We start from the raw sequence: 13,892 nt of genomic DNA, 5'->3' as shown, positions 1-13,892 counted from the left end.
TTTATCGGGTTAATTTATCAATCAATCGATAAATCTTTTAAATGCCGGTCCCGATGACAATGGAAGGACTTTAAATCAACGCCTGGCGCTAAAGAAGCAAAATAATCCGAATGAATCATTAATCAATTTTGATAATCGGGGAGGCAGCGGACGCAATGCCTCGCCATGTACTCACATGCCCCAGCGATGCACCACCGAAGTCTCGATGCCGAACAGGTCGAGTACGCGGCCGAGGGTGTGATCGACCATGTCGTCGAGCGATTCGGGGTTGGCGTAGAAGGCCGGCACGGGCGGATAGACGATCGCGCCCGCTTCGGTCACGCTCGTCATGCTGCGCAGATGGCCGAGGTGGAGCGGTGTTTCGCGCACCATCAGCACGAGCCGGCGGCGCTCCTTCAGTGTGACGTCAGCGGCGCGCGACAGCAGGCCGCTCGTCACGCCTGTCGCGACTTCGGACAGCGTCTTGATCGAGCAGGGCGCCACGATCATCCCCGCGACCGGGAACGAGCCGCTCGAGATCGCGGCGCCGATGTCGGTGTTCGAATAGCTGACGGTGGCGAGCGCGCGCACGTCGGCGACGCTGTAGGTGGATTCGTGCGCCAGTGTGACCTGGGCCGACCGGCTCATCACCAGATGCGACTCGATGTCGAGCTGCCGGAGTAGCTGCAGCAGTCTCACTCCATACAGGACGCCGGACGCGCCGCTAATGCCCACGATCATGCGCCGGGGCGGTAATGCTCTGATCTGCATTCTGATATCTCCGATATGCGGTTGTTTCAGCGCGTTAACGCGGCGGATGTTAGCACGGTAAATACGCATTGCTAAAGCGGTGTAATACGTATTTTGAAGGCAGACTGGTAAATACCCTGGCCCAGTATTCATTTTGTTCTATTAATTGATAAACAATTCGCGATTCAAAAGCGGAAATGAAGCGGCTACACTTCGCGCAGCATGCAGAAGGGGCGGTGTGTGAAATGCACCGCGGCAGCAGACCCTTCGTGATGCGCGCAAGTGCCGACGCCAGCCAGCGTCCGGTGGCTGATAAAAATATTGGAGACTACCGTTGAGAACACGTTTAATCGCCGGCGCCTGCGCCGCGCTCCTGAGCTGTCCCGCCTGGGCGCAGTCGTCCGTCACGATCTACGGCAGCGTGGATGCCGGCATCGACTATGTATCGAATTCGAAGGGCAAGAGCCTGATCCAGGAGTCCGCCGGCAAACGTACGCCCGACCGCTTCGGCTTTCTCGTCAAGGAAGACCTGGGCGGCGGCAACACGGCGTTCGCCCGGCTCGAATCGGGCTTCCTGAGCAACACGGGCGCGCAGATCAATCCGACCAGCTTCTTCAATCGCAACGCGTACGTAGGTGTCTCCAATGACCGTTGGGGTTCGCTGAGCCTCGGCAACATCAACGACTACGTGTACCAGTACGTCGGGGCGCTGAACAACTCAGTGCCGGGCATCTCGTCGTTCTACACGCCGGGCAACCTCGACGGTCTCGCCAACACGCATGCGATGAACAATGCCGTGAAGTACGAGACGATCAACTACCGCGGCTTTCAGGCGGGCGTGATGAATGGCTTCGGCAACCAGTCAGGCGACTTTAGCGCCGGGCGGCAGTACAGCGCCGGTGCGCAGTACGGGAACGGGGTCGTCAGGATCGGCGCTGCATACACGATGTCGCACAACCGTACGGCCGATGTATTCGGCACCTTCAGCATCACCTCGCTGCTCGGCCAGAAGCTGGGCGCGGGCACGTCGTTCAACGCGAGCCGCTACAGCACGCTCGCGATCGCCGGCTCGGTGAAGATCGGCAACTTCACGCCCCATGCCACGTATTCGGACGTCAAGCTCGAAAACAGCCAGGGCTCGGCGTCGCTGCACAATTACCAGGCCGGCGTGAACATCGATCTGAGCGGCGGCGCGCGTTTCTATATTCTCGGTCTCTCATTCGATCATTCGACGTTCGAGGATCTGGCGTTCAACCAGTACAACCTGTTCCTGACCCACTATCTGTCGAAGAGCACGCAGATCTACGCGGGCGTCGGCTTCGAGCGGGCCTCGGGGCCGAACGCGCAGGCGGCGCAGTTTGGCTATAACGCGTCGAGCACGGGTAGCCAGACCGTGGCGCGGATTGGCGTCAATCACATGTTCTGATGTGGAGGCGATATGGAGCGGTGAGATGAGGATGGCGACGGCTTTATTCACTTTTTTCTATCTCTTCATCGCGACTTTTTGATTCTGCCGTTGCCCGCGGCGTCATATATTGTGACTCCGCGGGCGGCGGTGCCGCGAGGCATGAAGAGCAATGGCACAGGCACACGCATCCCGGCAAGGGGCCTCGCCTGACGACGAGCAAATGGAAGATACATGCAAGCAGACCGGACTTTCAACATCGCGACACTGATAGAAGAGCAGAAGACGGGGCGGTTCGCCGTCGGCCTGCTGTTCTGGTGTTTCCTCATCATGCTGATGGACGGTTACGACCAGACCGCTGTCTCGTTTGCGGCGCCCGCGATCATCAAGGAATGGCACGTCGCGCGCGGGGCCTTCGGATCCGTGTTCGGCGCCGGCCTGTTCGGCACGCTGATCGGTTCATTTGTCTTCGGCTATCTTGGCGACCGGCTCGGCCGCAAGAAGGCGATTATTCTGGGCGGCCTGTTCTTCGGCGCGCTCACGCTCGTATCGGTATGGGCTACCTCGCTGCACGAACTGATGCTGCTGCGCTTTCTTGCCGGTATCGGCATGGGCGGCGTGATTCCCAATTCTGTCGCGCTCGTCGCTGAATACGCGCCGAAACGCCTGCGCGCGACGTGGGTCACGTTGATGTTTTCGGGCTTCTCGATCGGCGCGGGTTCGGGCGGGCTCGTCTCGTCGGCGTTGATTTCACGCTACGGCTGGCCCGTCATGTTCGTGCTGGGCGGCGTGGGCTCGCTGCTGGTGGCGGTGCTGCTGATCTTCACGCTGCCCGAATCGGCGAAGCTGCTGGTTGTCCGGCAGCGCAGCGTCGAGACGGTGCGCAAACTCGTCGCGCGGCTGCGTCCCGAACTGCAGATTCCGTCCGACGCGCAGTTCGTCGCGGGCGAAGTGCAGGAAAAGCCGCGCTTCGTGCTGAAGCTGATTTTCTCGGACGGTCTCGCCGCGATCACGCCGCTCCTCTGGATCGTGTTCATAGTGAACTCGATGGCGCTCTATTTCCTGCAGAACTGGTTGCCGATCCTGATGGAAGGCCTCGGCATCGACCCGGGCGGCGCGGGCATCATCACGACGATGTTCTCGGTCGGCGGCGTACTCGGCGGGTTGATCCTGTGCCGCTTCGTCGACCGGCACGGCGTGCTGGCGATCATTTCGCTGCCCGCGATCGGCTGTCCGGTCGTTGCGCTGCTCGGCCACGGCTCGTCCGAGGGATGGCTGATGCTGGCCGTGTTCGCGACGGGCTTTTGCGTGGTCGGGGCGCAATACGGCCTCTATGCGGTAGCCGGCATGATCTACCCGACCGCGTTCCGTTCGGCGGGTGTCGGCAGTGCGATCTCGGTGGGCAAGATCGGCTCGGTGTCGGGGCCGGTCATCGGCGGCCTGTTGTTGTCGATGCATCTGCCTGTCGCGCAGCTGTTTCATGCCGCGGCGCTGCTGTTCCTGATCGTCGCCGTGTTTTCGGCCGTGCTCGCGCTTCTGTACCGCACGCGTTTCGGCGCGCAGCGTGCTGCCCAGACAACCGTCGTCGATCCATTGCGGCACTCCGCGCTGGGCGATTCGTGAGCAGCGCGCGACGAGCGCGATAGCTGCGCATCGAGGCAGCCAACTCCACAGGATTCCGGGACACCCCTGCAACGGCGATGCCGGCGGCCGGGCGGCCCGGTCATCGCCAGGACCCATTCCGATGAGCCAGACGCTCTACGACAGGATTTTCGACGCCCATACGGTTCGCACCGATGCGGACGGCACGGTGACGCTCTATATCGACCGGCATCTGCTCAACGAGGTGACGAGTCCGCAGGCATTTGAATCATTGCGGCTGCAAGGGCGCCCGGTGTGGCGGCCGTCGGCCAGTCTCGCGGTCGCGGACCACAACGTACCGACCACCGACCGGCGCGCGGGCATCGCCGATCCGGTGTCGCGCATCCAGGTCGATGCGTTGCGCGCGAACTGCGAGCGTAGCGGCATCACGCATTTCGGCATGGACGACGAGCGCCAGGGCATCGTCCATGTCGTCGGGCCCGAGCTCGGCAGCACGCTGCCGGGCATGACCATCGTCTGCGGCGATTCGCATACGAGCACGCATGGCGCGTTTGGTGCCCTCGCGTTCGGCATTGGCACGTCGGAGATCGAACACGTGCTTGGCACGCAGACCCTGCTCACGCGGCGCAGCCGCACGATGCGGGTGACGATCGACGGCACGTTGCCTGCGGGCTGTGTCGCGAAGGACGTGGCACTTGCGCTGATCGGCAAGCTCGGCACGGCGGGGGCCACCGGCTATGCGATCGAATTCGCGGGGCCCGTGGTGCGCGCGCTGTCGATGGAAGGGCGCATGACCCTGTGCAACATGTCGATCGAGGCGGGTGCACGCGCGGGTCTGATCGCCGTCGACGACATCACGCTCGACTATTGCCGCGCGCGGCCTTATGCGCCGCGGGGCGCCGACTGGGAGCGCCCGGCGCGCGCCTGGCGCCAGTTGCGTTCGGATGACGACGCACGCTTCGACGCCGAATTCCGGCTTGACGTTTCCGGTCTTTCGCCGCAGGTGACGTGGGGGACCTCGCCCGAAATGGTCGTCGGCATCGCCCAGTGCGTGCCCGATCCACAGCGCGTCGACGATCCGGGCCGGCGCGCGTCGTATGCACGCGCACTCGACTACATGGGTCTCGTGTCCGGCACACCGATGAGCGAGATCGCGATCGACAAGGTGTTCATCGGCTCATGTACCAACGGACGCATCGAGGACCTGCGTGCGGCGGCCAATGTGCTGCGTGCGGCCGGCGGCCGGATTGCACCGAACGTGCGACTCGCGCTCGCGGTGCCGGGGTCACAGGCGGTCAAGCGGCATGCCGAGGAGGAGGGGCTGCACGAAGTTTTCGGTGCGGCCGGTTTTCAATGGCGCGAGCCGGGCTGTTCGATGTGTCTCGCGATGAATCCCGACCGGCTCGAACCGGGCGAGCGCGTCGCCTCGACCTCGAACCGGAACTTCGAAGGCCGCCAGGGTGCAGGCGGCCGTTCGCATCTCGTGAGCCCCGCGATGGCTGCCGCGGCGGCGCTCGCGGGTCGCTTCACCGACGTGCGCACGCTGCTCGCCGCGGCGGGAGGGCGATGATGGAACCGTTCGTCAGCCACGAAGGGCTCGTTGCGCCACTCGATCGTGAGAACGTCGACACCGACGCGATCATCCCCAGGCAGTTCATGAAGTCGATTGCGCGCACCGGTTTCGGTCCCCACCTGTTCGACGCGTGGCGCTATCGTGACCCGGGCTACTACGGCAAGCCGGCCGGAACACGTCAGCCCGAGGCGGATTTTGTACTGAATCTGCCACGATACGCGGAGGCGTCGGTGTTGCTGACACGGCGCAACTTCGGCTGCGGCAGTTCGCGCGAGCACGCGCCGTGGGCGCTTCATCAATACGGCTTTCGCGTGCTGGTTGCGGAAAGCTTCGCCGATATCTTCTTCAACAACTGCTGCAAGAACGGCCTGCTGCCCGTCGTGCTCGACGCAGCGCGGATTGAACGACTGTTGCGCGACGTCGAGGCGACACCCGGTTTCCGGCTGCACGTCGACCTCGCGTCGCAGACCGTGACCACGCCGGCCGGCGACGCGCTGTCGTTCGACATTGCGCCCGCGCTGAAAACGCTGCTGCTCGAAGGACTCGACGAAACCGGTGCGACGCTTGTGTTCGCCGACTGGATTCGCGAGTTCGAGGCCACCCATCTGCAACGCTCGCCCTGGCTGCGATGAACCGTTGCGCAACACAGTCGGGATGACCCTCACGACATCAGTCAGATCACGAAAGAACACGAACGACAGGCTCACTCCCATGACGCAAACCCTGATAGCCGATGCAGTTTCGCCCCGTGACGATGTCGTCCCGATGCGCGCAGCCGGGCGCGGCAGGTCGCTGTCGCTCCAGGCGCGTATCGCGCTCACGGTCGGCGTGCTGGCCGTGCTGATGCTTGCGATCGGTGCGATCGGACTCGCCGGCGGTTACCGCGCGAACCGTGCGACTCGCGATACTTACGAAAACAAGCTGACTGCCGCCATTCATATCGGAGACGCGGAACTGCTGATCGCGCGCACACGGCTCGTGCTCGGTGGGGCGATGGTGCAGCTCGACGATGTGCGTGCCCAGAATCAGATCCAGCACGCGAGCGAGTTTTTCCGGCAGTCCGACGACGCATGGCGTCGCTTCGTCGACGAGCCGCACGAAGCGGGCGAGGAGACGTTCATCGACGCGGCGAGCGGGCGCCGCAACGCGATGCGCCAGGCGATGAGCGCATTTATCGACGCACTCAAGGCGCATGACCGTGCGACGGCCGAGCGCATCGGCACCTCACAGCTCAGTCCGCTCTTCAACGACATGAGCGCCGCGAACGAACAGTTGAAGCGCACGCTGTATGCGAATGCGAAGCGCAGTTACGAAGATGCCCAACGGTATTTCAGGGCATTCTTCGTGGCCTCGGTGGCGATGATCGTGTCTGGCGTACTGGCCGCGGTATGGAGCTGGGTCTCATTGCGCCGCGCGATCATGACACCGTTAAAGGATGCACTCGCGCATTTCGATGCGATCGCCACGGGAGATTTGAGCCGGCATATCGCAAGCCATCGCGGGGACGAGATGGGGATGCTGCTGCAGGGCCTTCGTGCGATGCAGGCGCAGCTTGCGCAGACGGTGGACGCGGTGCGCGGCAGTTGCCAGTCGATCGGTGTGGCGACTCACGAGATTGCGGCTGGAACGCTCGATTTGTCGTCACGCACCGAAGAGCAGGCTGCCTCGCTGGAAGAGACCGCGGCCAGCATGAGCGAGCTGACCGCAACCGTCAGGCAGAACGTCGAGCATGCGCAGCAGGCCCGAACGCTCGCCGGGGAAGCATCGCTCGCCGCACAGAACGGCAACGAAGTAATTGACCGGATGCGCGGCACGATGACCCGCGTCGATACGGGTTCGCGCAGGATCGCCGATATCACCGGCATCATCGAGGGCATAGCGTTCAAGACCAACATTCTGGCGCTCAATGCGGCGGTCGAGGCGGCGCGTGCCGGCGCCCAGGGACGGGGTTTCGCGGTTGTCGCCGCCGAGGTACGCGAGCTTGCGCAGCATGCATCGACGGCTGCGAAGGAAATCGGCCAGCTGATCGCGGATTCGGTCAGCGCGGCGGCCGATGGCACCGCGCTGGTCGTCGACGCCGGGCACGCGATGCATGACGTGCTTCAGGCCTCGGAGCGTTTCGCGGCGATCATGAACGGGATCGTCGATGCAGCTGACGAGCAGCGCACGGGCTTTGAGCAGGTCGACGCGGCGCTTGGTCTCATGGATTCGGTTACGCAGCAAAATGCCGCGCTCGTCGAGCAGGCGAGCGCGGCCGCACAGGCGCTCGATCAACACTCACGGGAGCTTGGGCGGCAGGTTGCCGTATTCCGGCTGGAGGCGGCTGGCTGACGAGGGCGCTGGCGTTATTTCTCGTACTGCCTGGGTGCGTCGTCACTTCCCGGTCCGATACTCTCGCAATCGACGAAGAAGCCAGCCCGACGGGGTCACAGCCAAAGTCGTGCAGCGCGAACGCCTGCTGGTTGCCCTGCCGGCGGACAGCCCACTCGCGCGTGCGCGCGAAAGCCGTGAAGGCTTCCCAGTTGCGAGGGTTGTCATTCATTGCGCCGCAGTTCAACGAGACGGCCGGCTTCGCGGAAGATCTCGCCAGACTCGGCCGCATCGGCGGTTTCGATGCGCAACCGGAGTATCGGGTCAACGATTTCATTACGGCGGCAAGCATGGCGTCGGCGGGCTTGCGAAGCGCAAGGCGATACACGCGGCGCCGTAAAGCGTGATGCAGTTCCCGTCTGCGGAAGCGCTGCCTGTGGGCGCACTGCTCCGCGTGATCCGCCAGGCGGTGTGAGCGTCCGACCGTCATCTCGAGCATCGTTCTATATAACCGATCAATACGTTCTATATTCCGCGTTGGAATATAGAGCCCGTCATCGCGATACTTGCTCATCTCCCTGAGCACTGAAATATCGAGAGCGCGATGTCAACCCCGCTAGAGTCCCCTGTTTTAACCGAAAGGCGCCCGGTCGAGTTCAGCATCCTGAGCTGGGTGCGAGCCCATACGCCAGGCGTTGCCCTGTGCATTGCCGTCACGCTGGCCGCTTTCGGGTTGCAACTGGCTGAGCAACACCTGTTCGGGCGCGTCTGGCTGGAAGCACTGGTCCTCGCCATTCTCATCGGCACGGCTGTGCGAAGTGTCTGGGAGCCTGCGTCTCACTGGCACGCCGGGATCAATTTCAGCGCTAAAACCTTGCTGGAAATCGCCGTGGTGCTGCTGGGCGCCTCGCTCAGCACCCAGACCCTTAACGCGGCCGGGGCAGGACTGCTGGCAGGTATCGTGGCCGTCGTCGGGGTGGCCATCGTGGTCAGCTACGGCACCGGGCGCCTTCTTGGCTTGCATCACCGGATCGCCTTGCTGGTCGCATGCGGCAACTCGATCTGCGGCAACTCGGCGATCGCCGCCGTGGCTCCCGTGATCCGGGCGCATAGCGATGACGTGGCCGCGTCGATTGCCTTTACCGCGGTGCTGGGCGTCATCGTCGTGCTCGGACTGCCGCTGCTGATTCCGGTGCTGCACCTCGGCAACCTGCAATACGGGGTACTGGCCGGACTGACGGTCTACGCGGTGCCGCAGGTGCTTGCTGCAACGGTCCCTGTTTCGGCGCTCAGCGCCCATATCGGAACGCTGGTCAAACTGGTCCGTGTGCTGATGCTCGGTCCCGTGATCCTCGTCCTGTCAATCGGTGCGCGTCGTGGTGCGGATGCTGCCGCATTGCCCGGTGCGTCGAAGGAGTCGCGCATCGCCTGGCACAAAGTCGTGCCCTGGTTCATTATTGGCTTTCTGGTACTGGTTGCCCTTCGTTCGGCCAACCTCGTTCCGACGGCCGCGTTACCGCCCATCAACAGCACGGCGAACATATTGACGATCATTTCGATGGCGGCACTCGGCCTGGGCGTCGATGTGCGAATGGTCGCCAAAGCCGGCCCCCGTGTGACACTCGCGGTGGTGCTGTCGATCGTCGCGCTCGCGCTCATCAGCCTCGTGCTGATCCGCGTGCTGGGCATCGCGTAAAAAGTTTGAGGTGCGGTGAAAGCCATGACGCTCGATCAACTTCGTGTCTTTGTTGTGGTTGCGGAGCAGCAGCATGTGACGCGTGCAGCCAACGTGCTGGCGCTATCGCAATCGGCGGTGAGCAGTTCAATCGCCGCTCTCGAAACCCAGTACGACATCAAGCTGTTCCACCGGATTCGCCGGAATATTGTGCTGACTGACGCCGGCCAGCAGTTTCTCGGCGAAGCGCGCGCGGTGCTCGCCCGTGCGTCGTCTGCTGGAAACATGCTGGCCGATCTGGCCGGATTGCGGCGCGGTGCATTGTCGCTTGCGGCGAGTCAGACGGTTGCGAACTACTGGATACCGAAGGTGATGCAGCGCTTCCGTGCGGCCTGTCCCGGTGTTTCGCTCAAGCTCTCGATCACGAATACCGGACAGGTCGTGCGGCAGGTTGCCGAAGGCGCCGTCGATCTCGGTTTCGTGGAAGACCAGGTGGACGCCCACGGTCTCGACGTGCACGCGGTTGCCCAGGATGAACTGGTGCTGGTGGTCGCCCCCAGCCATCCCTGGGCCGGCCGCGATTCGACGGCCACCGATAGTATTGACTTGCGTGATAGTCCCTGGGTGCTGCGTGAACCGGGATCCGGCACGCGCGGCATTTTCGGGAAGATGGTGCGAAGCCTGGGGGGCGATCCATCCGGGTTCGAGATCGCGCTGGAGCTTCCGTCGAACGAAGCAGTACGCGCCGCGGTCGAGGCCGGTGCTGGCGCGACCGTGATGTCCCGTCTGGTCGCGGCTTCCTCACTCAGTGCCGGGACGCTGACAGAACTCCGTTGGCCTCTGCCGTCGCGGGATTTCCTGATGCTGCGTCATCAGCAGCGCTATGTGACGGAGGCGATGCGTGTGTTCGTCGAGATGGCGATGGAATCGGGTTGTCCCGAATTGCCAGCCAGGATCGCGAATCAGGACCGCTGAGGTGACGCGACGCCACGGAAACAACCGGAGCCGGTCGCTCACCTGCGCGCCCGTCACAGCATCGAGGCGAGCTTCGGCGCGGCCATGCCGACGGAGAAACGTCTCGCACACGGGTCCATGAACCTGTCTGACCGGAACGGTGCCGCACTTTGTGTTCGACGCAGGGCACTTGCTGTTCGGTGTCCGTTCTCCCGAAGCGATGGTGTGCTGGCGGTCCAAAACTAAAGGGTTGGTTCAGGTCGATCTCATTCATGCGGACACACCCTTCATAGCCGGCATTTTTCTGCGGAACTGACGATCCGCTTACCGCTGGATCGGTTCCGGTTACAACGGCTGGCTCGCTCGACGCCGGGGTGGGGCTGCGGCGCTCGTACCGGGCTTCGGCGCGCTGGCCGATTCCCATATCGCGGCGCCTTCCGCGATGGGCATGCGTTGATACCGGTCGGATATAGACGCGCAACGTGCACAACAGCATTGGCGCGACGCGTTTCCTTGCAAGAATTGCCGCGTGGCACGTAGATATTCCATCCGCCCCGCAGGCCGTTCGTCGTGCGCGCCTCGTGCCGCGCTGTCCCGCGGCATGCACCGGGAGAGCGTTCTGCCCGTCATTGCAACGCTGATCACCGGCTCGAAATATCACAGCCAGCAGGCGGAATCCGGCGGGTCCTTGCCAGGCACGCGGGATGCGCAGCAATTCGATATCCGCTCCACCCGCGACAAATCAAGGAACGCCAGATGAACCCGCTGAACACGCGCGACGCCCCGGCTCTACTGGACGTTGCCGGTCCGGATGTGCTGCGCGTGACCGTAACCTTCGAGATCAACCTGGCGTGCGAATACGGCGGCGAAACGTTTGACCGTGCGGCTCATGCCGGGATCCCGCGCGAAGGTGTGCAACTGGCTTGCGGCGCCGAAAGATGTGATGCGATAACGATCGACCCGCTGCTGGATCGGGCCGGCATCGAGCGGCTCGACGGGCACGCAACAGACAGTCCTGAAGACAGGCAACAGCAGTATTCAATGGATACGCATTCGGCCGTGTTCACCGGGGTGTGCGTCACGCGCATCGTTAGCGCCGTCGCGGCCGGCCGGATTGCGAATCCGGAAGCCGCGGCGAGTCAGATCGCCGGCGGACTGGTGTGGGGCATCAGTATGGCGTTGCGGGAAGGGAGGCAATTCAATCATGACCTGCGCCGCGTGATGAATCACAACCTGCCGATTGCGCTGGACAAGGTATTCGCGTGATTTCGGCGCCTGCCAGCATGAAACCCCGCTCGCCACCGCATCAGTCGCCACGCCGGCAAGAACTGGCGCCCGTGGCACAGAGCCTGCGCGCGCTGAACTCGCTGGCCAGCGGCGTGGTCGTGATCGCCGCCCTGTACGTCGGGCGGGGCGTGCTGATCCCGATTACGCTGGCCGTGCTGCTGAGCTTCATCGTCGCGCCGCTCGTTGGGCTGCTCAGGCGGTTCCGCATGGGTCAGTTACCGTCGGTGACCGTCGCGGTGCTGTTCGCACTTTCCACACTGTCGGCCGTCGGCGTGTTGATCGGCGCGCAGGTGGCCCAACTGGCGGGAGATCTGCCGCAGTACCAGTGGACCATCGAGCGCAAGATCGATGTCATACAGGAAAATACCCTCGGTCGCGCGGATACGCTGCTCGCGATGACATCGAATGCACTAAAGCGCTTTACGCCGCCGCCTGGCGACTTGCACAGAAAAGACAGTCCGGTTTCCGCGGACGGCGGTGCGCCGCTACCCGTCGAAGTGCACGAACCGACGCCGTCGTCAGTCGAACTGGCACAGCGCTATCTGTCGCCGGTGGTCAGCCCACTGGAAACAGCCGGTATCGTGCTGGTGGTCGCGATCTTCATCCTGCTGGAGCGCGAGCGCCTGCGCGACCGGATGATCCGGCTATTCGGCCTGGGCGACCTGCATCGAACGTCAACGGCCATCAGTGAAGCCGCCGCTCGCCTGAGCCGCTACTTTGCGATGCAACTGGCGATCAATGCCGGTGTCGGGGCTGTTGTCGCGATCGGCCTTGCGGTCATCGGAATGCCTGGTTCGCTGCTGTTCGGCGTCGTGACGGCGCTACTGCGATTCGTGCCGTACGTCGGCGCCTGGATAGCGGCGCTCATGGCAGTCGTCATGGCCACCGCGGTCAGCCCAGGATGGTGGATGGCGCTCGCCACCGCAGGTCTCTTTGCCGTGACCGAAGGCGTATCGAGTCAGTTGATCGAGCCGCTGCTGTATGGGCGTGGCAATGGACTCTCCCCACTTGCCGTGATCGTCGCGGCGATTTTCTGGAGCTGGCTGTGGGGGCCGGTGGGACTGGTGCTATCGACGCCGCTGATGCTGTGCGCGGTGACGCTGGGCCGCCATGTCGAACGGCTCGAATTCCTGGATGTCCTGTTCGGCGATCGCCCCGGCCTGACACCGGCCGAAAATCTCTATCAGAGGCTGCTGGCCAACGATCCGGTCGAGGCGTTGCAGCAGGCGAACGTCCTGTTGAAAACGTGTTCGCTGGCGGCGTATTACGACGACGTGGTACTGGCCGGCCTGCGGATCGCTCACGCCGACGTCCGGCGCGGCGTGGTGCCGGCGGCTCAGCTCAGGCTGGTCCGGTCGGCGACGCACACGATCATCGCCGCACTGGTAGGGGCTGGCGATGTGACGACAACCGAATCGAACAACGAACCGTTGCAGCCCAGACCCGTGTTATGTATCGGCGGCCGCGGCAAGCTCGACGATCTGCTGGTCGCGATCGCCGTGCAACTGCTGAACAAACACGGTTTCGAGGCGTCGCAGGCGAACCATGAACGGTTTGCCGCAGGGCGGTTCGATGAGGCGCGGCTTGCTTCGCGCCCAATGATCTGCGTGATTTCATTCGACGCGGGCGAGTTTCCGCCGTATCTGCGTAACCTGCTGCAGCGCTTGAGCGAGGCGCGCGTTTCCCGTGGGGTGATACTGGGCATGACGGCGGAAGACGAACCCGCGAGCAGGGATTCGTCTGTCGCGCTACCCGGACGCGAGATTCCCGTCGTTGCGTCGTTTCAGCAGTTACTGCCGGCCTGTGCACGGGCTGCGCAAATGTGGGCGCAGGCACGCAGGCAGGAGCGCGGCGATGCCGGCCATGCACGTGCCGGGACGGAGGCGTGACGTTCCGGATGCGACAGCGCGGCGCGGGTAAAGAATACTGGCGGGTTTGCAATTCTTTCGTATGACATCCGTCCACACGGCTCACGGATAAAAGTACACGTCCAGCACCCATGGCAGTGCGATCAGCCGGGTCACGATCGCAGCGAGCACGTCAGGGGACACGGAGGCGAACGCGAAGGTCACTTCTTCGAAATGGTGACGGCGATCGACGCGGAACCGGACGTGGTCGGCGTGGCAAGCTTCGCAACCGAGGGTCTGCCAGGTGGCGACGACCTTGAGGCCACCTGCTCTTGCACGCACGGTGAGCCGGTAACGCCCGTTGCACACGGGCGTGTTGTATGGGACCGATATCGCCTGGATCACGGGATCGTCCCGTGATACTTCGATTTGCGCGCTGGTCGGCTGCGTGGACATTCTGACCTCCGGAGAGATAGCTGTCATACGTCGGGACGCGCGGCGGCCCCCGCC

Annotated in this window: 12 protein-coding genes; 10 read left to right on the top strand and 2 right to left on the bottom strand. The window is 63.6% G+C overall.

Translation table 11 applies throughout. The features are described 5' to 3' along the window. Nucleotides 1-171: 171 nt before the first annotated feature. Nucleotides 172-750: a UbiX family flavin prenyltransferase gene (locus LPA34_RS22680; RefSeq protein ID WP_228982462.1), complete on the bottom strand. Its 579-nt coding sequence runs from the start codon at nt 748-750 to the stop codon at nt 172-174. A 313-nt stretch (nt 751-1,063) separates the two neighbouring features. Here LPA34_RS22680 and LPA34_RS22675 point away from each other — a divergent pair, with 313 nt between their 5' ends. The 10 genes from LPA34_RS22675 to LPA34_RS22630 all read left to right on the top strand — a co-directional run bounded on the left by LPA34_RS22675 (nt 1,064) and on the right by LPA34_RS22630 (nt 13,424). After that, nucleotides 1,064-2,155, top strand: a complete 1,092-nt coding sequence (locus LPA34_RS22675; RefSeq protein ID WP_228982460.1) for a porin — start codon at nt 1,064-1,066, stop codon at nt 2,153-2,155. A gap of 213 nt (nt 2,156-2,368) precedes the next feature. Then, a complete protein-coding gene (locus LPA34_RS22670; RefSeq protein WP_228982458.1) occupies nt 2,369-3,757 on the top strand; it encodes an MFS transporter in 1,389 nt (462 codons plus the stop codon). A gap of 121 nt (nt 3,758-3,878) precedes the next feature. Then, nucleotides 3,879-5,306, top strand: coding sequence for a 3-isopropylmalate dehydratase large subunit (leuC, locus tag LPA34_RS22665; protein WP_228982456.1), 1,428 nt, complete (start codon nt 3,879-3,881; stop codon nt 5,304-5,306). Then, on the top strand, nt 5,306-5,941 hold the full coding sequence (leuD, locus tag LPA34_RS22660; protein ID WP_228982525.1) for a 3-isopropylmalate dehydratase small subunit: 636 nt from the start codon (nt 5,306-5,308) through the stop codon (nt 5,939-5,941). The genes leuC and leuD overlap by 1 nt, the downstream gene beginning before the upstream one ends. A 79-nt stretch (nt 5,942-6,020) precedes the next feature. Beyond that, complete coding sequence (locus LPA34_RS22655; RefSeq protein WP_228982455.1) at nt 6,021-7,640, top strand: methyl-accepting chemotaxis protein; 1,620 nt, start codon at nt 6,021-6,023, stop codon at nt 7,638-7,640. Nucleotides 7,641-7,816: 176 nt separating this feature from the next. Next, on the top strand, nt 7,817-8,026 hold the full coding sequence (locus LPA34_RS22650; RefSeq protein ID WP_228982451.1) for a hypothetical protein: 210 nt from the start codon (nt 7,817-7,819) through the stop codon (nt 8,024-8,026). A gap of 197 nt (nt 8,027-8,223) precedes the next feature. Continuing rightward, nucleotides 8,224-9,315, top strand: a complete 1,092-nt coding sequence (locus LPA34_RS22645) for a YeiH family protein (RefSeq protein ID WP_228982449.1) — start codon at nt 8,224-8,226, stop codon at nt 9,313-9,315. Nucleotides 9,316-9,339: 24 nt separating this feature from the next. Then, nucleotides 9,340-10,269: a LysR substrate-binding domain-containing protein gene (locus LPA34_RS22640; protein WP_228982446.1), complete on the top strand. Its 930-nt coding sequence runs from the start codon at nt 9,340-9,342 to the stop codon at nt 10,267-10,269. Nucleotides 10,270-11,004: 735 nt separating this feature from the next. Then, the gene (locus LPA34_RS22635) at nt 11,005-11,514 is read left to right on the top strand and encodes a molybdopterin cofactor-binding domain-containing protein (protein WP_228982445.1); all 510 of its coding nucleotides are present in this window, start codon (nt 11,005-11,007) and stop codon (nt 11,512-11,514) included. 71 nt (nt 11,515-11,585) lie between these two features. Further along, entirely contained in the window at nt 11,586-13,424 is a 1,839-nt protein-coding gene (locus LPA34_RS22630; protein WP_228982443.1) for an AI-2E family transporter, read from the top strand. An 81-nt stretch (nt 13,425-13,505) separates the two neighbouring features. On the opposite strand, the gene LPA34_RS22625 is transcribed toward LPA34_RS22630, so the two are convergent. Further along, a complete protein-coding gene (locus LPA34_RS22625) occupies nt 13,506-13,838 on the bottom strand; it encodes a hypothetical protein (protein WP_228982442.1) in 333 nt (110 codons plus the stop codon). Nucleotides 13,839-13,892 lie beyond the last annotated feature (54 nt).

The sequence above is a fragment of the Paraburkholderia gardini genome (genome assembly GCF_907164575.1).
Lineage (GTDB): Bacteria > Pseudomonadota > Gammaproteobacteria > Burkholderiales > Burkholderiaceae > Paraburkholderia > Paraburkholderia gardini.
Note: the sequence above shows the minus strand (reverse complement) of the source record. Positions and strands in the feature narration are given on the sequence as shown.